Annotated in this window: 17 protein-coding genes; 8 read left to right on the top strand and 9 right to left on the bottom strand. The window is 54.9% G+C overall.

The genetic code is table 11. The annotated features are described in order from the left end of the window. Genes B145_RS0121940 through B145_RS26680 form a run of 5 tightly spaced genes read left to right on the top strand, consistent with a single transcriptional unit; the run spans position 1 to position 7,421 of the window. A complete protein-coding gene (locus B145_RS0121940; RefSeq protein WP_018610256.1) occupies positions 1 to 429 on the top strand; it encodes a C40 family peptidase in 429 nt (142 codons plus the stop codon). Further along, a complete protein-coding gene (locus B145_RS0121945) occupies positions 426 to 6,080 on the top strand; it encodes a phage tail protein (RefSeq protein WP_018610257.1) in 5,655 nt (1,884 codons plus the stop codon). The genes B145_RS0121940 and B145_RS0121945 overlap by 4 nt, the downstream gene beginning before the upstream one ends. Then, positions 6,077 to 6,619 carry a hypothetical protein gene (locus B145_RS0121950; protein ID WP_018610258.1) on the top strand — a complete coding sequence of 181 codons (543 nt, stop codon included), beginning with the start codon at positions 6,077 to 6,079 and terminating at the stop codon, positions 6,617 to 6,619. Before B145_RS0121945 ends, B145_RS0121950 begins: the two co-directional genes overlap by 4 nt. Positions 6,620 to 6,664: 45 nt before the next feature. Next, positions 6,665 to 6,901: a hypothetical protein gene (locus B145_RS0121955; RefSeq protein ID WP_018610259.1), complete on the top strand. Its 237-nt coding sequence runs from the start codon at positions 6,665 to 6,667 to the stop codon at positions 6,899 to 6,901. Between the two features lies 1 nt (position 6,902). After that, positions 6,903 to 7,421 carry a lysozyme gene (locus B145_RS26680; RefSeq protein WP_051082646.1) on the top strand — a complete coding sequence of 173 codons (519 nt, stop codon included), beginning with the start codon at positions 6,903 to 6,905 and terminating at the stop codon, positions 7,419 to 7,421. Positions 7,422 to 8,032: 611 nt separating this feature from the next. Here the strand turns inward: B145_RS26680 and B145_RS0121970 are convergent. The 6 genes from B145_RS0121970 to B145_RS0121995 form a co-directional block, all read right to left on the bottom strand. Next, positions 8,033 to 8,407 carry a TRIC cation channel family protein gene (locus B145_RS0121970; protein ID WP_018610263.1) on the bottom strand — a complete coding sequence of 125 codons (375 nt, stop codon included), beginning with the start codon at positions 8,405 to 8,407 and terminating at the stop codon, positions 8,033 to 8,035. A 152-nt stretch (positions 8,408 to 8,559) separates the two neighbouring features. After that, the gene (locus B145_RS0121975; protein WP_018610266.1) at positions 8,560 to 9,660 is read right to left on the bottom strand and encodes an endo-1,4-beta-xylanase; all 1,101 of its coding nucleotides are present in this window, start codon (positions 9,658 to 9,660) and stop codon (positions 8,560 to 8,562) included. A 58-nt stretch (positions 9,661 to 9,718) separates the two neighbouring features. Beyond that, a complete protein-coding gene (locus B145_RS0121980) occupies positions 9,719 to 12,100 on the bottom strand; it encodes a glycoside hydrolase family 3 N-terminal domain-containing protein (protein WP_026259380.1) in 2,382 nt (793 codons plus the stop codon). 258 nt (positions 12,101 to 12,358) lie between these two features. Continuing rightward, complete coding sequence (xylA, locus tag B145_RS0121985; protein WP_018610270.1) at positions 12,359 to 13,672, bottom strand: xylose isomerase; 1,314 nt, start codon at positions 13,670 to 13,672, stop codon at positions 12,359 to 12,361. Positions 13,673 to 13,713: 41 nt separating this feature from the next. Continuing rightward, a complete protein-coding gene (xylB, locus tag B145_RS0121990) occupies positions 13,714 to 15,180 on the bottom strand; it encodes a xylulokinase (RefSeq protein ID WP_018610272.1) in 1,467 nt (488 codons plus the stop codon). A gap of 91 nt (positions 15,181 to 15,271) precedes the next feature. After that, positions 15,272 to 16,534, bottom strand: a complete 1,263-nt coding sequence (locus B145_RS0121995) for an ABC transporter substrate-binding protein (protein ID WP_018610274.1) — start codon at positions 16,532 to 16,534, stop codon at positions 15,272 to 15,274. Positions 16,535 to 17,004: 470 nt separating this feature from the next. On the opposite strand from B145_RS0121995, the gene B145_RS0122000 reads away from it, so the two are divergent. Continuing rightward, a complete protein-coding gene (locus B145_RS0122000; protein ID WP_018610276.1) occupies positions 17,005 to 18,036 on the top strand; it encodes a LacI family DNA-binding transcriptional regulator in 1,032 nt (343 codons plus the stop codon). A gap of 84 nt (positions 18,037 to 18,120) precedes the next feature. Continuing rightward, the gene (locus B145_RS27875; RefSeq protein WP_018610278.1) at positions 18,121 to 18,963 is read left to right on the top strand and encodes a GGDEF domain-containing protein; all 843 of its coding nucleotides are present in this window, start codon (positions 18,121 to 18,123) and stop codon (positions 18,961 to 18,963) included. Positions 18,964 to 19,094: 131 nt separating this feature from the next. Here B145_RS27875 and B145_RS0122010 read toward each other — a convergent pair whose 3' ends face one another. Further along, positions 19,095 to 19,928, bottom strand: a complete 834-nt coding sequence (locus B145_RS0122010) for a GH12 family glycosyl hydrolase domain-containing protein (RefSeq protein WP_018610279.1) — start codon at positions 19,926 to 19,928, stop codon at positions 19,095 to 19,097. A gap of 119 nt (positions 19,929 to 20,047) precedes the next feature. Continuing rightward, on the bottom strand, positions 20,048 to 21,100 hold the full coding sequence (locus B145_RS0122015) for an extracellular solute-binding protein (protein WP_018610280.1): 1,053 nt from the start codon (positions 21,098 to 21,100) through the stop codon (positions 20,048 to 20,050). A 262-nt stretch (positions 21,101 to 21,362) separates the two neighbouring features. On the opposite strand from B145_RS0122015, the gene B145_RS0122020 reads away from it, so the two are divergent. Then, positions 21,363 to 22,124 (top strand): substrate-binding periplasmic protein, encoded by a 762-nt coding sequence (locus B145_RS0122020; protein ID WP_026259383.1) that lies wholly within the window; start codon positions 21,363 to 21,365, stop codon positions 22,122 to 22,124. 88 nt (positions 22,125 to 22,212) lie between these two features. Here the strand turns inward: B145_RS0122020 and B145_RS26690 are convergent, their stop codons facing one another. Then, on the bottom strand, positions 22,213 to 22,740 hold the full coding sequence (locus tag B145_RS26690) for a MarR family winged helix-turn-helix transcriptional regulator (RefSeq protein WP_018610284.1): 528 nt from the start codon (positions 22,738 to 22,740) through the stop codon (positions 22,213 to 22,215). Positions 22,741 to 22,775: the final 35 nt, after the last annotated feature.

The raw sequence follows: 22,775 nt of genomic DNA on the forward strand, positions 1-22,775 counted from the left end.
ATGGGTGAAGCGAATCGCATCGTAGCGGAGGCTACGAAGTGGCTTGGTACGCCCTATCATCATCATGCCAGAATCATGGGTGCAGGAGTTGATTGTGCGCAGTTGCTATATGGGGTGTTTGTCGAGGGGCTCGGCCTTGTACCTGAATTTGAGATAGATGCTTATCCTGCTGACTGGATGATGCACCGTTCGGAAGAACGTTTTGTGTCTTATGTGCTTAATCGTGCTGAACTAGTGGATGCTCCACAGGCGGGGGATATTGCACTCTTCAAATGGGGACGTTGTTTTGCACATGGGGCGATTGTGGTGAATTGGCCTACTGTAATCCATGCGGATATCAATGCAGGACGGGTGTCAATGGATGATGCTGACCAAGGGCGATTTGCGGGCCGTGAGGTTAAATTTTTCAGAGTTAAGGAGGCGTTGTGAATAGTGGCTCTTCAGCAGCAAGCAATGAGTCTTCCAAGGTCTTGTCGCTACGCGTCTCCCAGTCTGCCTACGGTACGACGATTCCGCGTGTGTGGGGTAAAGCGCGTGTGTCGAGCAACTTGTTGTGGTACGGCGATTTTCAGGGCCACGAGCACAAGTCTAAGGCAGGTAAAGGGGGTGGAGGTGGCAGTGGAACGTCTACATATACCTATTCTGCATCATTTGCCCTGGGCTTGTGTGCAGGCCCGATTGCCAGTGTGAGCCGGGTATGGATTGATGACACAAGCTATGAGCCTAGCAAGTTGGGCTTTTCTCTCAATAAGGGGGCGCTTGGGCAAAAGCCCTGGAGCTACCTGAGTTCGAATTATGAGAACAAGGCGATTAGTTACTCTGGCATCGCCTATGCCGCATGTGCCAATTATGACTTGGGAGATAGCTACAATTCGCCCCAATGGACCTTTGAAATTGTGGGTGAAAGGGCTACGTCAACTGACGGTGATGCGCCGCCTGCAGATGTTATTCAGGATATCTGGACTGATCCGGTTGAAGGCTTGGGCTTGCCTTCTGATACTTTGGCAGACTTGACCGATTATCGCGCGTGGTGTGAGGCCAATGACCTGAGTATTTCTCTGGTAGCGGATACGCAGCAAGAGGCACGCCAATATGTTCAACAAGTATTAGATGCGACGATGGCGGTCGCTGTACCTTCACAGGGTGTAGTCAAGATTGTGCCGATTGGTGATGAGGCCATTGGCAATTGGAAGCCGAATGTTACACCAGTGTATGACATTGGTGAAGATGACTTGCTGGAGGCTCCAGTCATTACCCGTGCCCAGCCACGTGATGCCAATAATAAGGTGACGGTAGAGTATTACGACCGCAGCAAGGATTATGCGACGGTGCCGGTTACGGCTTCTGATCTGACGCATGTCAATCAATATGGGGCCAAGACCAATAGCATGACCCTGCATTGCATCACTCGCGGAAGCGTTGCAGCAACAGTAGCAGCATCAACACTCAACCGTGATCTATACATCCGCAGTACCGTCGAGCTGCACGTAGACCAGCGCTTTTGTCTGCTGGAACCCATGGATTTGATCACGCTGACTTTCGGCCCGCAGAATCTGGACAAATACCCACTGCGCGTGACCAGCATCGAAGAATCAGACGATGGCGAGCTGACGATCAGTGCAGAAGAATGGCCCTTTGGTGTCGCCACCGGCACGAAGATTACGACACAGCCAACATCGGGCTACAAGACAGACTACAACGTAGCCCCAGGCAATGTCAATATGCCCGTTATCTTTGAGCCGCCCGTGAGTCTGGCGGGCGAGCCTGAAGTCTGGCTACTGACCAGTGGCGGTTCAAACTGGGGTGGCGCGCAGGTATGGGTGAGCCTGGATGACGCTACCTACAGCCTTGCAGGCACCGTCAGCTCTGCAGCCCGTCACGGCACTCTGAGTGCGGCCTATCCCTATGCAAGTGACCCGGATAACGCCAACACGCTGGCGATCGATATCTCGGTCAGTGGTGGGCAGTTGGTGCCCGTTACTCAGGCCGTGCGCGATCTGTATCAAAGCCTATGCTATGTGGGCACCGCTGCGGGAGGCGAACTGCTGGGCTACCTGGGCGCAGACCTCACCGGAGTGGGCCGCTACGATCTCACCAACATCCGACGTGGCGCATACGGATCAAAGATCACCTCTCACGAATCCGGCGCACAGTTCGCCCGCCTGGATGGCTCACAATTCCGCTATCCCTATGAAAGCGGAATGATCGGCAAAACGCTGTACATCAAGATCCTGAGCTACAACAAGTATGGCGCTGCCTTGCAATCGCTGGCCGATGTATCGCCCGTGGCCTATGTCGTCAAAGGCGCACCGCTGGGTGCTGTGGCGGGTCTGGTGCTGGAATCCCCCTTCACTGGCACTACCTTTGCCGCCAAGTGGAACGCCTACGCCGGAGCGAGCTACTACAACCTTGAGCTGTGGTCGAACAACACCCTCAAAAAGAGCCTCACGACCACGAATACCCGGTTCTCTGCGACGATTGCCGAGCTGGTGAGCTGGGGCATTGGCCGCACGGTGGAACTGCGGGTGTATGCGGTGGCCGTCAATGGTCAGAGTACCGATGCCGCTGTCCTGATCGCCACTAAGGCGCAGATTGCCGCGCCAACGGTATCGGTGCAAGACACGGTGGCCTCCATGATCGTGTCACTCGCCGCCAGTACGGATGCTGCCTACAAGGCATCCCGCATCTGCATCAGCCAGACCCAAGGATTTGACCCTGCCGCCGCCACACAGATCTATGACGGCCCGCAGACTTCCGCATCAGCGGTCAATCTGGCAAAAGGCACTTGGTATGTGCGTGCCACCCAATATGACCAGTTCGGCCCGGATGCGCTCAATTGGTCAAGTGAGGTCGCGCTGGCAGTATCGGCCAAGGCAGACGGCGTACAGAAGATTGCCGACGTATCCACGGTGACTGCAGCCCCTGGATCAAACCCACCTGGGGGGGGCGCCTATTGGGCCGCGTATGACATCAAAACCGGCAAGATGGCGACTTGGGACATTACGACAGGCAAATACACCTTTGCTGTGTATGCTGATGACATTACCGGCAAGATTGCCGATGCACAGATCAATCAAACTCTGCTGGATCGTATTTCGCTCGTAGATGCCCCGGCCAGCACAGCCGGAAGTGTAGCCGCACAGGTGGCAGCCGAAGCGGCGCTACGCGCCACGGCCATCACCAACGAAGCCACACTGCGCCAAACCGCAAACACAGGCCTTGCCCAGCAGATCAGCACCTTGACCGCAGGGGTTGCCGGGGGCTTTGATCCAGGCGCATGCTGGTATTTTGATAATGATGCCGAGGGCTGGACAGGCAGCAATTTGACCGCTCAAGGGGGCTGGATACAAGCCTCGACCAGCGGCACATCGGATGGCACCTATCTATCCAGTGGGGCAATCTCTGTCTCTGGTGCTCAATACTCAGTCGTCCGCGCACGTGTGCAACGTGTCACAGGCTCGGGTTCTGCAACGCTGGCGCTCTACTATTCAACCGCTTCGCATGGTTTCACCCCACTCGATAAAGACTCTACCGTCGTCACTGCCGGTACGGGCGATGTGAATGTCATCGAGTGGGATACCTCGGTGCTGGATGCCGGTGGCAATGACTGGCTCAACAGCACGATTACCGCCATCAAGATTCAGGACACTACAGGCAGCACCTGGCGTTTTGACTGGATCGCCATCGGGCGCAAAGCCCCCGGCGCAAGTATGGCTGGCCTTCAGACTGAAACGCTGGCTCGTATGTTTGCTGATCAAGCCGAGGCAAGCGCCCGCACAACGCTGGCCGCACAGGTCGGCACTGTACAGGCGGGATTGACGACCGAACAGACCACGCGAGCCAATGCTGATACCGCGCTGTCATCATCTATCAGCACCGTACAGGCCAGCCTAAGCGGTGGCGGTAATCTGCTGCCCAACTCTGGTTTTGATGTGGATATTGCGGGGTGGGTGGTAGGGGGGAAGCAAGTCAGTACAGATGCGACGCCCACGATAGTCCGTGACTTGTCTGCGCCAGCATGGTTGCCGACAGGCATGCACTCCCTGGGATTCGTGCGGCCCGGAGTACAGACAGGCATACAGGATGTGAATGGCCCGACTATCAGTGTTGAGCCTGGCGCACGCTATTGTCTATCAGGCTGGGTGGCGTCACACCGCTCGAAGTGTGACCTCTACATCTCATGGCTGGATGCATCCAGGGCGTGGATTGCGGAGACGCACACGCCAGACAATGCAGGTGCCATAGGAGGCACGAGCCTTGCAAACTGGAAACGCGTCTCGGTATTCGCAACCGCACCCGCCAATGCCGTTTATGGGGTTGTTTGCCTGCGCCAGTACGGCACAGGCGATTCAGATGCCAATAGTTGGGTTGTGCATCCGATGCTAGAGCGTGCTGCTGATGCGCAAACCGCGCCGTCGCCTTGGGCACCGTCTTCAAACGGAGTATGGGAGGCGGTCAGCCAAGTGACCCAGACGGCGAACGCGACAGCAGGCAAGATTGCCGCGAGCTACGGCGTTACGCTCTCATCAAACGGCTACATTTCTGGGCTTAAAAGCTACAACGACGGGAGCACGTCACAATTCAGAGTGACCGCCGATCAGGTGTTTATTGGCGCCTCCAACATGGTGCGCGATGAAGGGTTTTACTCGCCATCGTGGTGGTTCCACGGTGCTCAGACCGCATGGCCGTCGAACTGCACGTCTTGTGACAGCACGTCGGGTGATGGTATGCCGGGGCGGTATCTCAAGATCACACCGGGCGCCTATGTCGAGGCGGTGAGTCAGACTATTCCTGCCGATGCTGGAGCAGCATACCGTGTGCGGTTGCGCATTTACCGTAGTGCAGATTTTGTGGGCAAGCTTGCGTGTTGTGCGCTATTCCCAAGCTCGGCATGGGGGCAGCCTGGGCCGGTGGGCAGCAACACCATCGCTACATCGCTGGGCAATGTCCCATGCCTATCTAATACGGAGGGCTTGGGCACACTGCAAACATACACAGGCATTTGGACGGGCAACCCAAGCTATTCCTATCTCAACGCCTGCATATTTGCCAGTGTTACAGCGGGGTTTGCGAGTGTTTGGCTTGAGGTTGTCCGCGCCACTGGCACCGACATGATTGTCGACGGCAGTGTCACGGCCACTCAGATCGCAGCAGGGGCAGTGACCACGGACAAGCTCCAGGCCAAGGCCGTCTCTGCGGACAAAATCGCAGTGAGTTCCCTGTCTGCCATCAGTGCAACACTAGGCACGATCACCGCCGCTGCGATTGAGCTTGTGTCGTCAAGCTGGAACTACATCCGCACATCCTCAAAATGGTGGGGTGATGGCGTTGATGGGTTCATTATGTGCGCCAGCCCCACCGCTGGCTACTTCCAGGAATTCCGTGCTACCTGTAATAGCGCCTTGATCCTGGAGCAAAAGGGTAATGGTGTAGGGCCGGGCTTCAGGTATTACCTGCAAGTGCGTGATCCAAATGGCATTGACCGGATTGTGATTGATCCTGCCAATGCGACCTACACATTCAAAGGCGCGGTCTATGCAGATTCGGGGATGTTTGCGGGGTCTCTATCCGGGGCTACGGGTACGTTTGCCGGTGCGCTCCAGGCTGCTACAGGGACGTTCTCGGGGAGCTTGACAGCCAATGCGATCAATGCGGTAAACCGTATCAATATAGGCTCTGAACAAATTGTTGTCCCTCGGTCGGTTATTGGTACGTCAATTACCTATGCGCCGTCTTCATTGGCAGACGGGGAAACGATTAATTGCACGATTCTTGCTGGATATAATATAGGAGGTGCTGGAGCTACCAGGTATACCAGCTCTGGACAAGTGTTGTACACAGATCCTATTACATCGGGTACTGCAAGAATTAATGTCAATGGATCTACAGTGGGTTCCCTTTCGTTCAGCTTTCTTGGGCAAATAGGATCTCCATTGACTCTTAGTGCGATTGCTGTATTAAAAAAGGGCGATGTTGTATCCATATCTATTGATGGGGGGGTACTTACGTATCCTGGAGGCACGTTGATAACGGGAATTCTTATTAACGGTTGGATTAATATCACAGGATGTGCGCGATGAATAAAATTGAATATTTAGATGCGTCAGGAAATGTAACTCGCACTGTTAATGCTCCAGGCGATGAGGCAGAGGTAGGGATACATGATGGTGAGGTTTCGTACAGGATTGCTGCTACTGTAGCTGAATGCAGTCCGGTAATTGTTTCCATTGAGACAGCAAAAGCTGCAGCTAAAAGCCGCATCGACGGTGCCGCCAGCCGTGCCAGATCACGCTATTTGACGACAGGGGTGGGGCAAGAGTGGGTGTATCAGGCAAAGCTGGCTCAGGCGCAAGATTATCTGGCTGCACTGTCATCTTCCAATCCGCCGACCAGCGCTGAAGCATGGCCCTATGTTTATGCAGAGTCAAATGCAAAAGGCATATGTAACAAAGAGTGCGCGTCTGAAATAGTAGCCGCTGGCACTCAATGGCTGAATGTAGTCAGCCCAAAAATAGAGTCTTTACGGGTGTCTGCAAAATTGATTATTGAAAACAATACATCTATTGATGAAGTGTCAGCATATATTCAGAGCATCGTTTCACAATTAGATGGCATTTGATGGGTGATTGGTGGGTAGGGTTATGTGCTATTTCGGGAGAAGGATATGAAGGAGCTGGCGGCGAAATGGGCGATGGCGGTTGGTGTTATTTTGACATGGTTCGCGGAGGTATTGAATTCAACCATCGTGTTTTTTGACAATCACGCAGGAGGGGTGGGGGCGGTGGTTGCTGTGGCTGGTTTAATTATGACATGGTATTATAAGCAGAAGACCTATCTATTGGCAAAGAATATCGCCGAGCAGGGGCACTTCATTGAATACTCAGAAAAGGGAGGTGATTAGCGTGGCGATCAAGGCCTCTCCCGCAGTAAGTATCGCAGTAGGCGTAACCGGCATTGTTTCTGCCTTTCTTCTTACCTTCACTGCGCATTTTGAAGGAACGCGGTATGTGCCCTACCAAGACCCGGCTGTACCGGGGCTATGGACGGTATGCCGTGGGGTTACAAATCGTGCGGCGCCTGGTTGGGTGAAGCCGGGGCGCCGTTACACAGAATCTGAGTGTGCGGACGAAGAAGCTGAGATTATTCAGACCAACATTGCCCCAGTGATCGATAAGTGCCGTAAGGTGGCGATCACCCAGCGCCAGTGGGAAATGCTTGTCGATTTCGCGTGGAATGTCGGCCCGCAGAATGTCTGCTATTCCACGCTGATGAAGAAGCTCAACGCTGGCGATTGCCTGGGCGCGGCGGATCAGTTCGAGAAGTGGGATAACGCAGGGGGGCGGCGCTGGACAGGGTTGATCAAACGGCGCAAGGCAGAAGCGGGTGAGTTTCGCGCGTGGTGTGGAAAGGCTCAGTCATGATATTCAATTTGCCTTCTGAGCTCCTGCGACGTATTTATTTTGCCGGAGCGGTGATTCTCCTGCTGGGCGTGGTGTTGGCTGCTTTCTTATTTGTTTTGCATGTGTCCGCACCGAAGCCTGAGGCAGTTACTGCAGCCCCCCAAGTGAGGCAATCCGATCGCTCAGTGATTGCCGAACGCAAATCCGTGACCATACCCACAAAGCCCCCACACAAGATCCCGGCTGGGGCGACGGAAGAGCGCAGGGTAAGCATCAAGCTAAAGCCTCCGTCCTTCGCTAGCCAAACTGGCTGCCGATGTGACCCGGCTCCCCTCGATGTTAATCTCTCCCTGGTGCATGAGGATGGCGGGCGCCGAGTGATCGCCAGTAGTCCAGAAGGGGCGATCCTCACCGCGCTTGATGTACCCATTGAATCGGCACTGATTCCTGAATCCCATTCTTGGGCTGTGGGTCTAAGCGTTGGGCATGACAAGAGTCCGGGCGTGTGGGTTGAGCATGACCTAGGAAGATTTCGCCTTGGCGTTGAGGCAATCAGAGAGCGGGGCGGTAGCTCGCAGGGGCGTGTGCGAGTGGGATGGTCGTGGTGAGATTGTGTTTACGCAGAGGTCTGATCAATCATATACATAGATCGTGAACTCTTGGCTATCTGAAAGCCCTTTGCCCTTGACCGTGACACGTAGTCGGATGTTGCCGGAGGAGGAAGGTGCGCGGAAGTGGAGGGTGGAGCTGTGGCCGACTTGGTCTTGAGTGGCTTCTGTGATGCCGGAGCCGCTTTTTTGGTCCCATGTCCATTCCAGGTCGTTGTCTGCAATATCGCCGCTGCTGATAGCTTTGGCGGTGACGTTGACGATGCTTTGCACTTGGGCTTGGCTGGGAGCGTTGATGGAGTAGATCATCAGCGTTTTGCCAATTAGGATATCAATGACGCCACCGCCGCAGGCGGTGAGGCAGGCGACCAGAAACAGAAGTGTGAATTTGCGCAGCATGGCTGTTCCTCCCAGAATGGGTGTTAACCTTGGGTTGCGTTCCGCAGGGGGAAGGCGAAAAGGTGAGCCGAGTTAACTCAATTTTACATCCTAAGTGGGAAATTGCGTTAACGCGAGGTTAAGCGTTGTGCTTTTGCAGGTTTGGGATTGAGCTATGGCTTGATTGTGGGGGCGAGCTTGATGACGGCCCAGAATGCAGGCTTGGGGCGGAGTTTGCCGTCAAAGAGCAAGGGGGCGTCAAAGCGTGGGCTGGGCCAGTAGCGTAGCCAGGATACTTCGTCATGCAGGCCCCACATTAGTACGGCTGAGATGTGTTTGCGTTGGCGGAGTGCCATGTCGAAGAATTGCTTATAGCGTTCGGCATGGTCTTTGAGTAGAGCGGGCGTAGCCTCTTCTACATCTGGCCGACGACTGTCGAGGTGAATGCTGATGTCAAGTTCGGTGATTTGATTCGTGAGGCCGAGCTTGCTGACTTCTTCAATTGTGGTTTCCAAACCAGAGAAATCTTTCGGGTAAGCCATGCTGTAGTGTGATTGATGGCCAACGCCGTGGATGGGAATACCTTTATCCTGTAGCGTGTGGATGAGTTCCAGGATCATTGCCCGCTTGCGGGGGCTCTCTGTGTTGTAGTCGTTGTAGAAGAGCAAAGCATCCGGGTCGGCTTCGTGGGCGAAGCGGAAAGCAAGTTCAATATAGCTTGGACCAAGTATGCGGTACCAATTGCTTGTACGCCAGCCGTTTTCCTGTGCGCCTTTTTCGTCGGGAATGAAGGCTTCGTTTACCACATCCCAAGCGTATACCCGTCCTTTGAAGTGAGTGACAACATCATGGATATAGGTGTGTAGCCGCTCGGTGAGCTCCTCTCGCGTGGCGTATCCATCCGGACCACTCCCACGGAACATCCAGTCTGCTGCCTGTTGATGCCACACCAGCGCGTGACCACGCACTTTGATCTGGTGGGCGAGGGCAAAGTCTACAATTTTGTCGGCATTTTCAAACGTGTAGAGGCCAGAACCATCGCGGTTGAGTGACTGCGGTTTCATGGCATTTTCTGCCACAATAATATTGTACTGCCGAGCGATGAAATTGGCCGTTTGTGGCACCATGACTTCGCCGGGGGTGATGGCTGCACCAATCGGGAAGATCTGTTCGTAAGCCTTGGCCAGTGAAGGCAGCGGGGCTGCGAATGCTGCAAAATGCAGCAAGCCAAGACTTGTTATGATCAGGGTGCGAATGAAAAATGAAATATTCATTGAGTCATTTTCCTAGAGAGTGAGGGCAGGCACAGCATCTGGCTGCCTTAGCCTCAGATCATGCCAGATGATCGATGTTTACGTGGCTTTCCATGCGCCAATTCTGCTCCAGGGGGCGTACAGATCCACTGACCTTGACGGTGGTTCGCAAGGCGATGTTTGCACTGGATGCCCCCACCTGCAATTCAAAATCTCCAGGTTCTACGATCCGTCGGCCATCAGTGGTGCTGAAATTGAGCATATCGACAGGCAGAGTGATGTGCACGCGGGCAGATTGGCCTGCCGCAATTTCAACGCGGCTGAAAGCCTTGAGTTCCTTTACCGGGCGAACCGTGCTAGCGAGTATGTCTCGTACATAGAGTTGGGGGACGGCGATTCCTGCGCGTGTGCCAGTATTGCGTAAGGTGAAGGAGATTTTGAATTCTCCGTCTATTGAAACATCCTGTTGCGCACAACTCAATTCGCTGAATTCAAACTGGGTATAGGGCAAACCATGCCCAAAAGGATAGCGGCTGCCGAAGTGGAAGGCGACAGGGGTGCCGGAACTTTTGAATTTGTGATTGTATACATAGGGAACCGCGCCAACGCTACGTGGTACGGAAAGAGTGAGCCGCCCTGAAGGTTCGCGTTTGCCTGTGAGTACATCTACAAGTGCTGTACCACCTTGCTGACCATTGGCAAAAGCCATCACGTAAGCCGCTGCTTTGTCTTCCAGTCCGCCCAGATTGTAAGGGCGGCCACTATGCAAAACAACTATTGTCGGAGTGCCGGTGGCAATGACGGCTTCGAGCAGTTTCTGCTGTACGCCCGGGAGATTGAGTGAATCGGCGTCCGATCCTTCCCCGATGGTACCTGTCTGGAATAGCCCAGCTAAGTCTCCCACGCAGACGATCGCAACATCTGCCTGTTTGGCGCAAGTTACGGCGGCAGGGATCAGGCTGGAGTCTTGCAGAATAGGTGACTTGCGTTCCAGATTTGTATTGTCTGCTACGTCGCCTGGAAATACGGGGGAACCCATCTTGCGTTCGCCAAGAATTTCACAGCCTTTGGCATAGCTGATATTGTCAGTACCTAGTGCCTCTCGAAGCGCAGCCAGTGGTGTGACAATGGCATCTGTACTTTCTGTTATGTTGTTGAGGATGAGATGCACAGGGAAACTGTAACCACAGAGCAGGGCCATGGGGTCATCTGCAGTTGGGCCGATTACAGCGATGCGCTTGTTTGCCGCCGCAGCCAGAGGGAGGATGCCATTGTTTTCCAGTACAACAATAGACTGGGTGGCGACTTCACGGGCTAGAGCCACCGTGTCTGGGGTGCGCAGTGCAATGGCATCTTCGTTGGCATAGGGATGTTCAAACAAACCCAGGCGGAATTTTTCAGCCAGAATGCGTGAGACGATTTCGTTGATTTTGTCGACGCTGATCAACTCGCGTTCCACGGCCAGTTTGAGATGCGCGGCGCAATCATCACCTGGCGTCTCAATGTCGAGTCCGGCATTAAAGGCAATAGCGGCTGCTTCGGCTGGATCGGCCGTGATACCATGATGCTGATAGAGCAAACTGATGCCAACGTAATCTGCTATAACCAAGCCATCGAATCCCCACTGCTCACGCAACACCTTGGTAAGCAGATGGTTGGATGCGTGACATGGTTCGTTGTCAATGTCGTGATAAGCAGGCATGACGGAAGCTGCGTGAGCCTGTTTGACTGCCATCTCAAATGGCAGCATAAATATGTCATTCAACTCGCGATGCCCGAGACTGACTGGGGCGTGATTGCGTGCACCTTCGCTTGCGGAGTGACCTACGAAATGCTTGAGTGTTGCGAGTAGGTCACGCTTTTCTCCTTGCAGCCCGCGTACATAACGAGTGGCCATTACACCAATTAGGTAAGGATCTTCGCCAAAGGTTTCTTCTGTGCGGCCCCACCGTACGTCACGCGAAACATCCAGAACAGGTGCCAGTCCGTGATGACAGCCGATGCTGCGTGCTTCGCGGCCAATGGCGTGTCCGACCTTTTCGATCAGGGCCGGATTCCATGTGGCGCCATAGGCCAGCGCAGAGGGAAAGAGGGTGCCGCCTTGTACCATGAGACCAACTAGGCACTCTTCATGCGACATGGTTGGGATGCCCAGGCGAGTTTGTTCGCAGAGGAATTTTTGCAGGGTATTCAAAGCACGCACGCCTTTGCGCGGATCAACACTATGGCTGCCCAGTGGGCGCGTGATCTGCCCCAATCCTTTGGCAAGGCGTTCGCGTAGCGCGTTACTATCGGTTGCACCAGCGAAACTGTCAAAGCGCGGTTTGTGGTTTCCATCTTCAGAGAGCAGGAGCCACATAGCATGCATCTGGGCGATTTTTTCATCCAGCGTCATGCGTGAGAGGAGATCCGCTACACGTACATCAATGGCACGGCTTGAGTCTTTGTAAATCGCGGTCATGAACATGAAATCCCGTTGTGTTTCCCAGCTGTGGATTGTTACTGGTTTTTCCGCGCTGAGCTGAATCAAAACGATGGTTTGAAGCCTAAGTGAACACCCAAAAACGCGATTGTGGATGTGTAGAGGCCGAAAGCGACGATCAGGTTGCCTGTTTTATTTCAAAATCAATTCTATGTATTTTATGCGGATTGACTTTGAAATGAAACCGGACGCAAAAAAGGGCTGTACCCTTGGAAGAGCACAGCCCAGTTGGGAGCATCAGATGTAACGGTTGAGCAGATTTTCGATGTATTCTTGACGGCCGGAAATCGGTGCGGGATCGATGTTTTTCTCCAGCACATACTTCGATAGGTCTTCCAGGCTTACCTTGCCAGCCAGCGTATCTTTTGCCAGCGGGGTGTTCCAGGATGCGTAGCGATCGGCAACAATCTTCGAGAGCTTGCCATCAGCAATCATCTTTTCTGCAATCAACAGACCGCGTGCGCAGACATCCATGCCGCCGATGTGGCCGTAGAACAAATCCACCGGATCAATGGATTGGCGGCGAACCTTGGCATCAAAATTAGTACCGCCTGTGCCCAGACCACCGTTCTGCATGATGTAGTAGTAGGCCATAGCGATTTCCGGGATGCTGTTGGGGAACTGATCTGTATCCCAACCACATTGTGCGTCACCCCTGTTCATGTCGACAGAGCCTAGGATGCCGAGGGCGGAAGCCATCGCCAATTCATGTTCGAAGGCGTGGCCAGCCAGTGTGGCGTGGTTGGCTTCGATGTTGACCTTGATTTCCTTTTCCAGCCCGTAGCTTTTGAGGAAGCCATAGACTGTCTGTACGTCAAAGTCATATTGGTGTTTGGACGGTTCGCGCGGCTTCGGCTCGATCAGGATGGTTCCCTTGAAGCCGATCTTGTGTTTGTGTTCCACCACCAGGGCAAGCAGACGGCCGAGTTGATCGGCTTCACGCTTGAGATCGGTGTTGGAGAGCATTTCGTAACCCTCGCGGCCACCCCATAGCACATAGTTCTCACCGCCCAGCTTCTTGGTGACTTCCATCACTTCGCGGATTTGCGCGGCTGCAAAGGCAAATACTTCAAAATTCGGGTTGGTACTGGCACCTGCCATATAGCGGCGAGCACTGAAGGCATTGGCCGTACCCCACAGCAGTTTCACGCCAGTTTCTTCCTGCTTCTTGGCAAGTACGTCGGACATTTCCCACAGCAGCTTCTTGCTCTCTTGCGGGGTCTTGCCTTCGCCGATCACATCGCGATCGTGGAAGCAGTAGTAGGGGGCGCCGAGCTTGCTGAAGAAGTCGAACGCTGCATCAGCCTTGGCCAGTGCCTGTTGCTTGACGTCACTGATGGCATTCCACGGGCGCAGGAAGGTTTCGCCGCCGAAGGGGTCGCCACCTTCCCAACAGAATGTGTGCCAGTAGCATACGGCGAATCGCAGCACGTCTTCCATGCGCTTGCCGAATACCTTCTGGTCTTTGTTATACCAGCGGAAGGCCAGCGGGTTTTCGCTATTGGTGCCTTCGTATGCAATTTTGCTGATGCCTTCAAAGTAGGAACTCACGTACATCTCCTTGGTGCTTGGGTGTGGTGTGGGGGATCTGGTCAAGCCTCAAACTGGGCTTTGACGCAGGGGTAAAGGGCTGTAAATCGGTGGTAACGTGGCAAAAGCATGGCGCGCTGGGCTGCTTGCGGTTGGTAGCTGGCCTTGATGGCCGGGGCTTTGCAGACTTCAGCTTCCATGCCTCCATCAGCCAACCAAGCCAAGCGTGCAGCGCCCAGGGCCCCGCCGGTTTCGCTGCCTTCCAGCGTGACAATTTCGGTATTCAGGATGGATGCGAGCAATTGAGCCCATTCCGGGCTGCGTGACCCACCACCAACCAGGGCGAGGCGTCCTACTGTGGTGCCAGCGCTTTGCAGGGCGGCAAGCCCGTCCATGGTGCCAAAGGCTACGCCTTCGATTACAGAGTAGGCGAGTGCAGCTGTATCCGTATCGTGTGATAAACCAAAGAATACTCCTTTGGCATGAGCGTTGTTGTGTGGCGTGCGTTCGCCTGATAGATAGGGCAAAAACAACGGTGCGGCTGCACGCTGAGCGTCATTCAGGGTTTTGACGCGGGCGAGTAGTTCTCCTTCGCTGGCTGCGCCAACCAGCTTGGTCACCCAGGATAGGCAGCTTGCTGCCGAGAGCATCACGCTCATCTGATGCCAACGTCCTGGTACGGCATGGCAGAAAGCATGCACGGCAGATGCTGGGTTTGGGCGAAATTTGTCGGTTACTACGAAGAGTACACCGCTGGTACCCAGCGAGATGAAACCGTCGCCGGGGTTGACTGCGCCAATGCCTACCGCGCTGGCTGCATTGTCTCCGCCACCACCGGCTACGATTACCTCGGTAGGCAATTTCCATTGCTTGGCAACTTCAGGCACCAAGCGAGAAGAGATGGCGCTGCCTTCTACCAAACGCGGCATGTGCGCACGGGTGAGCCCCGTGGCGGCGAGCAGTTCGTCAGACCAATCGCGGCGAGCAACATCTAGCCACAGGGTTCCTGCAGCGTCGGACATTTCAGAGACTTTCTCGCCTGTCATTAAGAGGCGCAGATAATCCTTGGGCAGTAGCACACTGGCCACACGCTTGAAGATATCTGGCTCGTGCTTGGCAACCCATACCAGTTTTGGGGCCGTGAAGCCGGGCATGGCAAGGTTGCCTGCAATCTGCGGCAATGTGGGCAGGCGGGCGGTGAGTTCTTCGCATTCCAGCGCCGAACGGGTGTCGTTCCACAGGATTGCGGGGCGCAGGACTTTGTCATCTTTGTCGAGCAAGGTGGCGCCATGCATCTGGCCAGAGAGGCCGATGGCACGTACCTGGGAGAATTCTGTTGCGGCAATCGCGCGCAGCTTGGTCATGGCGCGGGTGGTGGCATGCCACCATTCCATGGGGTCTTGCTCCGACCAATGGGGCGCAGGGCGCGAGATGGGAAGTTTCTCGCCTACCGTGGCTACCAGTTGGTGGGTATTGCTCAGGAGCAGGAGTTTGACTTCTGAGGTGCCGAGATCGATGCCGATATACATATGTCTTGACTCACTAAACAACCAGGGTGATGAACTTGCCGGGGCGGTTCGGCCCACCCATCTGCCGGGCGGGCCTTTATTTGATACAGCTTTAGCGACGCATACGCTTTTTGAGCTTGTCTTGTGCTTCGTTCAAGGCTGCAGTAATGTCCTTGCCTTGTTCGAGCACGTCATTCAAAGCGGTACCGACCACATCCTGTGCCACCGAGTCATACTTGCCGACTGGCAGTCCCGGGATTTTGGCGGCAGACACTTCCCACAGTTTGCGAGCCGGTTGCCCGCCCAGGAAGGGGATCGGCTCAGCCAGGAATTCCTTGTCCTGTGCACCAATCAAGGCAGGGTAGGCCGCGACCTTCTTGAATGCAGCCAGTTGCATTTCCTTGTTCATGCACATGAACTTGATGAATTCCCAAGCCTCTTTTTTGTGCTCGGACTTGCTTGGGATGGAATAGAACGAGCCGCCCCAGGAAGCGTAGGCACCGTTAGGCAATTGTGCTGCACGCCACAAGCCTTTGGTATCTGGGGCGAGCCAGCTTTCCAGGTGACCTGCTAACCATGCTCCCGTCATTTGCGTGGCAAGCTGGCCACGTTTGAAGCCTTCGCTCCATTCGTTGGACCATGCCGCAATCTTGCCGTCGATACCCGCTTTGCGCGCAGCCTGTGCCAGTTCAAATGCCTTCTTGAAGCGCGGCGTGGTCAGCAGCGGGCTGCCCTTAGAATCGAAGTAGATCCCCTCGCCATCCTTGAGGTTGGAGCGGATGTAGATCGAGGACATGTCAGAGGCATCTGCAATCAGGTAGGCGCCAGTGGCTGCTTTGACCTTTTTGCCCGATTCAATGAAGGATTCCCAACTGGTGGTGAGGTCTTTTTCCGTAACACCGGCCTTGTCCATGATGTCCTTGCGGTAGAACAAGGTGCCAGGGCCGACGTCAGCGGGCAGGGCCGCGAGCTTGCCAGACGGGCTGGTGGCTTGCGGATAGGTAAAACGCAGGAACTGGTTGCGATATTGCTGTGCGCTGTAGGGGGGCTTGTTCAGGTCTTCCAGCCCGCCGGATTCCGCAAATTTGCCGATGTAGGCAATTTCCACGCCCATCACATCCGGTAAGCCTGAGCCGGTGGCCAACGCAGTGGTCATGGCCGTGTGGTGGTCGCCATAGGCGAGGCTGACCAGTTTGATCTCGATTTCCGGGTGGAGTTTTTTGTACAGCGGGATTGCAACCTTGACCGAGTCGTCAAAACTCGGAAAAGATGCGACTGTGAGTGTGGTGGCTGCTTGTGCGCCTGCAACGGCCCCTAGGGCCAAAGCGATTGTCAGCGGGCGGAAAACGGCTTTCATGCAACGAATTGCTTTCATAGAGTCTCCTGTGCCTTTTCTGTATTCCATCGCCAATGTGCGATGGAGTTCCTCTGGTATGTACGGATTTTCTGCCAAGCCTGCCCTGAAACATATCGGGTTGGTTTTGCCAGAGGCATCCTTTATTAATTTTTTATCAAGAGCCGACAACTTTCATACCCTTGTGGGCGGTTCTTTTCATTAAACACCCTTTAGGCATAAAACTGCAAGCGCTTGCATTTTTGTTGAAAAAATTACGCCGTTTTGGTCGGCGTCTTCTTTTCCACATTCACCATTTTTAATGGATGCAGGACTTAAGTTAGAGGGTTTTTTTGGTGAAGTCAAGTTGGTGATCTGCAATTTTTGAGAATGATCTATCTGATAGGGGAGCCGCGTGCTCGAAGGTATTCGGGATCTCCCCAGTTCTTGCGGTAAGATCGTGAATAGGATGTTATCGTGAAGCGTTTTGGGCGCGCAGCAAGGAATCAAACATGACAGGACAGGCGCCTTCAAAAGGGGCGGTAACGCTGGAGGATGTGGCTGAGCAGGCGGGGGTGTCCACCAGCTCGGTGTCGCGGTATCTGAGTGGCAAGGTGCGCGTGAGTGACAAACGTGGCGTGCGGATTGCTGCGGCCATTGCCCAGCTCAACTACCAGCCCAATACAGCCGCCCGTACTTTGGCGAGTGGGCGCTCGGCTACCGTGGGGGTGTTGACGCAGGATATTGCCAGTTCCTTCTATGGCGAACTGGTCAAGGGCGCAGAAGACGAACTGAGTGCTTCAGGCTACACCTGCATCATTACCAGCGTGGAGCGCAAGGGGTTCAGTGAGTGTGCCTGCATGGATGTGCTGCTGGGGCGCCAAGTGGATGGCGTGATCGTAATGGGGCACGCCCTCAGCCCCCGGGCCTTGAGCGAATACGTTGGGCGCATCCCCTTGGTGGTGATCGGCCAGAAGCTCAAGGGGCCACAATGCATCAGTCTGATGAACGATTACGTTGCCATCTCGGCTGAAGCCACGCGCCACCTCATTGAGTTGGGCCACACCCGCATTGCTTTTGTGGGTGGGCTACCCAAGCATTCCAACGTGATTGCCCGTCTGAAAGGTTACCGGCAGGCATTGCAAGCCGCCGGGCTGCCTTTTGATGAAGACTTGATCGAACATGGCGACATGCTGGCTTCTGGCGGGGCCAGAGCCGTGGCCCGCATGCTTGACCGGGGCAGCCGCTTTACGGCGTTGTTTGCTGCGAACGATGAAAACGCCCTGGGCGCGCGGCTTGAACTGTACCGCCGTGGCATTGCTGTGCCGGATGATGTCTCGCTCGTGGGATTTGATGACTTGCCCGCTGCCAGCCTCATGATTCCTCCGCTGACGACCGTTCGTCAGCCTATGGTGGAAGGCGGGCGCCTTGCGGCTCAGGCCATGGTTGCCCTCCTGTCTGGCAAAGTTTTCGATGTCAGCCTGTCACCGTTACAATTCATACAACGCGAATCAACGGCGCCGCCCCGCACCAGCAAGCTTTGACCAGGGGCTGTGGTATCACTTTTTTCCTATGTCTAAAGTGCTTGAAACCTATTAGCAGCAGCCTTCCATCTCTATGGCCTACTCATGATGAAGCTCTGGCGTGCTTGGCGCATCTGGTCCCAGGAACATGGCAAAGGGGTCTATGACCTGCTTGCCCTGCTGGTGGCCTGCGCCCTGTGCTTTGGCCTCATCCTGTATGCTGGGTTTGGCAAGTATTTTCTCGAACTCATGCGCCGCCATCCTGCTTGGCGGCTTGAAGAACTCTCGCTTGGGCTGGCATTCTCCTGGTTCTTCCTCATCCTGTTTGCGTGGCGACGCTGGGACGAAGCCGCCAGCCTGCTTACTGACGCTGGCACGGATGCGCTCACCGGCCTCTACAATCGGCGCAAGACGCAGCGCATACTCAATCAGGAACTGGAACGTAGCCGCCGCTATGGTATTCCGCTGACTGTGGTGATGTTTGATGTCGACCACTTCAAGCTCGTTAATGACACCTTCGGCCACCCGGTAGGGGACATAGTGCTGGTTACCATCGCGCGCCGCATCCGCCGCAAAATGCGCGCAACAGACCACCTGGGTCGTTGGGGGGGCGAAGAGTTCCTGCTGATCTGCCCGGAGACTGATCTGTCCGGTGCCATCCGTATTGCAGACCGTATGCGCCGCACCATCAAACGCCGTGCAATGCAAAAGGCAGGCAACGTCACCGCGAGTTTTGGCGTTGCCAATTTCAATCCAGACGACCACCCGGATGCCGAAGCACTGGTTGCCGAGGCGGATCAATATCTTTACAAGGGCAAAGAAGCCGGGCGCGACTGTGTGTTCAGCCATCTGGGCAAAGCACAGAATCTGGCCGTGCCTGCTCAACTCTCCAGACTCAGCACCCTTAGTGGAGAAAACCGTAGCGTGCGTCGAGCGCGGCGGGAGTGAGCTTATTTTTATCCATTTTGAATATAGGCTGGTACAAAAGCCTGCGCCGCATAGTGATAATGGAATAGAGTGAGGCCCGCGTTGTATGGCGGATCGACAAACAGGTATCTGACCAAATAGCCGCGTGCCCGTTATTTCACCGTGATGGTGAACGCTCGGATTCGGGTACTGCCTTGCCCGGATGCAATTTCGTTGCCAAGTTCCACCGAGGCCACCCAGTCCTGGCCGTCAATGATCTTGCGTGCCTGTAGGTGATCCAGGAAGAGTTTGATATCCAGTGATACCTGATGGGGTACTGGACTGGTGGCGCGGTAGGCGATGTACTGCCAAGGCTTGGGGCCCCACGTGGCGGTGCCCGTGTAAAGTTCCCAATCAATGTTGTTGATGCGGACTGTTTCGCGGTACTGGCCGAATGGGCGCAACGTGCCCCAGCTCTCAAGCCAGATCATCAGTTCATGTCGCAGTGGTGTATTGGTGGCGCCTTCGGGACGGCTGGCGGTACTGGTGAGCCAGAGGTCAAAGGCAAGATTGCCGTTGCCGTTCCTGGTTATCTCGTAGTTAAAATGGGTCTGGAGTGACTGCAGCGCATCGACTTGCCGGGGCAGGTCGGGTGTGGTGCTTTTGGACGCCCAGGGTTTGAGGCCATAGATGATTTCCGGGTAAGCGCGGACTTTATTGGAAGTAGGCCAGCTCCAATCCCACGCAAAGTCCATCCCTGTTGTGGCCGAGCGAGCCATGCCGACGCATTGCTTGTAGCCGCGGATGCCTTTGGCGTTCCAGACATTGTTTTCCACTATGTAAGTATCGATGTTCTGGTTCTGCCAATCTGCGCATGAACTGGCGATTTCCCCGCCAGGCAGCGGATTCAAGGTGGCATCATTGTTCCTGCTGATTTTTTCGTTGGCACAAGCCGTTAACAGCACCATGAGTACGAAAGCGAGAGCAACGTGCGGGCTGAACTGCATGGTGGGGCCTCCCCGGTAACATCGTTCAGCGCCGAGTATGAGCTTTGAGGTGCTGTAGAGACAAGCAAGCATTCCCTCATAGACAAAGGCTGCCTTCTTTTTAAGGGGCTTTGGCGACGTTAAGGCCGTGGCCTGGGCATGGTGGAGAGGATGCGTTCCCAGAATACGGCGCGTTTATGGGCGTCTTCCACCGGTTCAAGCCAGATGAGTTTGTCACTCTCCCGCATGCTTGGCTGGTTTGTTTCCTTGAGCGTGCTGGACAGGCCCTGTACTTCCGTGAGCTGACGACCTGCGGCCGGGGTGAGCATGTGGTTGATCCAGGCTTCGGCCAAGGCGGGGTCTGCTGTGCGCTTGAAAATAGCCCAACAGTCGAGCCACGCCAGTGCCCCTTCGCGGGGGATGACGTAGCCGATGTCCGCTCCGGCTTTGTCAAGCGCGCGGATTTGCTGGTCGCCGTAATTGGCGTAGATCAGAGCGATTTGTTTGTCATTGAACAGGGCTACCGCCTCTTCTGGCGAGCTGTAGGTGCCCGCCACGTTGGCACGCAGGGCCGTGAGGCGTTCGACAACTTTGTTGAACTGTGCATTGTTGAGCGCAAAAGGGGTACGGATGCCCAGGGTGAGTGCCGTCAGGCTGAAATTATGGGCGCTGCCGTTGAAGATGAGCACTTTGCCTTTGTAGCGTGCTTCCCACATCGCCGTCATGGAAGTAGGGGGCTGGCTGACGAGCTTGCGGTTGTAGATCAGCCCCATGGCCGAGTAGGTGTAGGGGATGGCGTAGGTTGCGCCCCCACGCATCAGGCCGGGGATGTTTTTGCGTTGGGCAAAACGGCTGAGTTGGTTGGCCAGGTTGGGGATGCTTTGCGTGCGGATGGGGGAGACCAGTTCGACATCAATGTAGCGTTGCAACTCGGCTGTGTTGACCGCCATCAGGTCAAAGGCACGTCCGTCATCCTTGCGGGCCAGATCCCAGAGTTCATCGTCGGAATTTACCACGGTCAGCTCGACGTTGACGTGATGCTGGTTCTCAAACGCCTTGATCTGCTCCGGGCTGGCGTAGCCCGGCCAGGAGAGGATGCGTAAAGATTCGGTAGCCCCGGCGGCCGTGCAAACCAACAACGCGACCCACAGGGCGAGACTGTATTTGAGCAGGCAACGACGATGTGTTTGCATAAGACTCGGCTAAAGGCTGTATGTTTGAATTATTGAGGATGTTCCAGGTGTTTTGTAGCAAGATACAAAAAGATACCTCTGTGTCGGTTTGATCTACAGGATGCCTTTGGGCTTTGGGTAATGCTGAAAAGAGGATAAAGCATACTTTCTCTACTATTCTCAGTGGATAGTGTGCCCATGTATGCAAGTGTGCCAAGGCGTGGGTGTGCTGGTCAAAAGGGTAGTTTTCTGCATAAAAACACCTGAGCCTATGGGGGGAGACATGTCATGGTTATGTAGGTTGATGCAGCTTGCCGTGGTGTGTCTGTTTGCGCCTTTTGCTGCCAATGCTGAGCAACAGCCTCCTTTGCGCTTGGTGACGCTCGATTATCCACCTTACATCATGCAGGATGCCAACGGTGCCAAGGGGGTGGTGGTTGATCTTGTGCGTGAAGTGTTTGCACGCATGAATCGTCAGATCAATATTGAATTTTACCCTTGGGTACGTGCGACTGCTTTGGTTGAAGCTGGGGTGGCGGACGCCATCTTTACAATCAAGCCCACGCCACAACGTGAGGCGTACATGATCTTCCCGCGTGAATCAATCCTTGCCCAGGATTACGTATTCTTTATCCGCAAGGATTCCCCTTACCGATTTAATGGGGATTTTCAGTCTTTGGCCACAGCACGGATTGGTGTTGTATTGCATACTTCCTATAGCAGCCGTTTCGATACGGCAGCCGCCCAGGGGGTATTTAACAGGATTGATGCTGCCAGCAGTTACGAACTCAACTTCCGTATGTTGCTCGCCCACCGGGTAGACGCCGTGATCTGTAGTCGCCTGGTTGGCTGGCAATATTTGGTTGGCATGCAGGGTGCTGATCAGGCAATGGTCAGCGGTCCCCCTGTCGAGACCACTGTTTCCTATCTGGCCTTCAGCCGCAAACCTGGGGCTGAGCAACTGGCCGCGCAATTTGACCAGATTGTGGCAAAAATGAAGGCCGATGGTTCGTTTGCAGACATTATGCAGAGGTATTCAAGATAAATATATTCTTCTTCTGTAGCCTGGATTCAATGGATGGTGCTACGTAAGTTGTGGCGCTGATTGCCTACAAATTCGTACCCATAGTGAATCATTCATGCACAGAAGGCTCATGTGTCATATCCAGCGCCGCCAGTAAGGTGCGCAAGCCTGTATCCAGGGCTTCTGCCGTGTGTGTATCCAGGGGGGCGAGGATGGCGGCCATATTGGTCACATGTGCAACGACCGCCTGATCAATCAAGGCGAAGCCGCCGGGGGTCAGGCGTACAAGCAGGCTTCGGGCGTCGTCGGGATTGGGGATGCGTTCAACCAAACCACGTTCGGCCAGTAACTGCAACTGCCGGGTCATGGTGCCAGAGGAGAGCATTAGGCTGGAAAACAGGGCTGTTGGGGCGAGGCAGTAGGGGGCGCCACTGCGGCGCAACGTAGCCAGCACATCGAATTCCCAACTACTGAGCCCATGATGCGCGAACACTTCATTCAGGTGCTTGTGGATGAGGGCTGCACAACGCCCCATGCGCCCCAGTAGCCCCATCTGAAAAGTGTCCAGATCAGGGCGTTCTTGCGCCCATTGCTGGCGGATCGCATCGACTGCATCAGGCTTGTGTAGGGGGGACATGATGGCTTTGGGGATTTGTCTTGGATGCGAGATAT

Origin of the sequence: Uliginosibacterium gangwonense DSM 18521 (assembly GCF_000373965.1) — a bacterium.
GTDB classification, from domain to species: Bacteria; Pseudomonadota; Gammaproteobacteria; order Burkholderiales; family Rhodocyclaceae; genus Uliginosibacterium; species Uliginosibacterium gangwonense.

What these genes read in the sequence shown, in the direction of transcription:
- B145_RS0121940 (WP_018610256.1), top strand. Translation starts at nt 1, where the DNA reads ATGGGTGAAGCGAATCGCATCGTAGCGGAGGCTACGAAGTGGCTTGGT.
- B145_RS0121950 (WP_018610258.1), top strand. Translation starts at nt 6,077, where the DNA reads ATGAATAAAATTGAATATTTAGATGCGTCAGGAAATGTAACTCGCACT.
- B145_RS0121955 (WP_018610259.1), top strand. Translation starts at nt 6,665, where the DNA reads ATGAAGGAGCTGGCGGCGAAATGGGCGATGGCGGTTGGTGTTATTTTG.
- B145_RS0121970 (WP_018610263.1), bottom strand. Translation starts at nt 8,407, where the DNA reads ATGCTGCGCAAATTCACACTTCTGTTTCTGGTCGCCTGCCTCACCGCC.
- B145_RS0121975 (WP_018610266.1), bottom strand. Translation starts at nt 9,660, where the DNA reads ATGAATATTTCATTTTTCATTCGCACCCTGATCATAACAAGTCTTGGC.
- B145_RS0121980 (WP_026259380.1), bottom strand. Translation starts at nt 12,100, where the DNA reads ATGACCGCGATTTACAAAGACTCAAGCCGTGCCATTGATGTACGTGTA.
- xylB (WP_018610272.1), bottom strand. Translation starts at nt 15,180, where the DNA reads ATGTATATCGGCATCGATCTCGGCACCTCAGAAGTCAAACTCCTGCTC.
- B145_RS0121995 (WP_018610274.1), bottom strand. Translation starts at nt 16,534, where the DNA reads ATGAAAGCAATTCGTTGCATGAAAGCCGTTTTCCGCCCGCTGACAATC.
- B145_RS0122000 (WP_018610276.1), top strand. Translation starts at nt 17,005, where the DNA reads ATGACAGGACAGGCGCCTTCAAAAGGGGCGGTAACGCTGGAGGATGTG.
- B145_RS27875 (WP_018610278.1), top strand. Translation starts at nt 18,121, where the DNA reads ATGATGAAGCTCTGGCGTGCTTGGCGCATCTGGTCCCAGGAACATGGC.
- B145_RS0122010 (WP_018610279.1), bottom strand. Translation starts at nt 19,928, where the DNA reads ATGCAGTTCAGCCCGCACGTTGCTCTCGCTTTCGTACTCATGGTGCTG.
- B145_RS0122015 (WP_018610280.1), bottom strand. Translation starts at nt 21,100, where the DNA reads ATGCAAACACATCGTCGTTGCCTGCTCAAATACAGTCTCGCCCTGTGG.
- B145_RS0122020 (WP_026259383.1), top strand. Translation starts at nt 21,363, where the DNA reads ATGTCATGGTTATGTAGGTTGATGCAGCTTGCCGTGGTGTGTCTGTTT.
- B145_RS26690 (WP_018610284.1), bottom strand. Translation starts at nt 22,740, where the DNA reads ATGTCCCCCCTACACAAGCCTGATGCAGTCGATGCGATCCGCCAGCAA.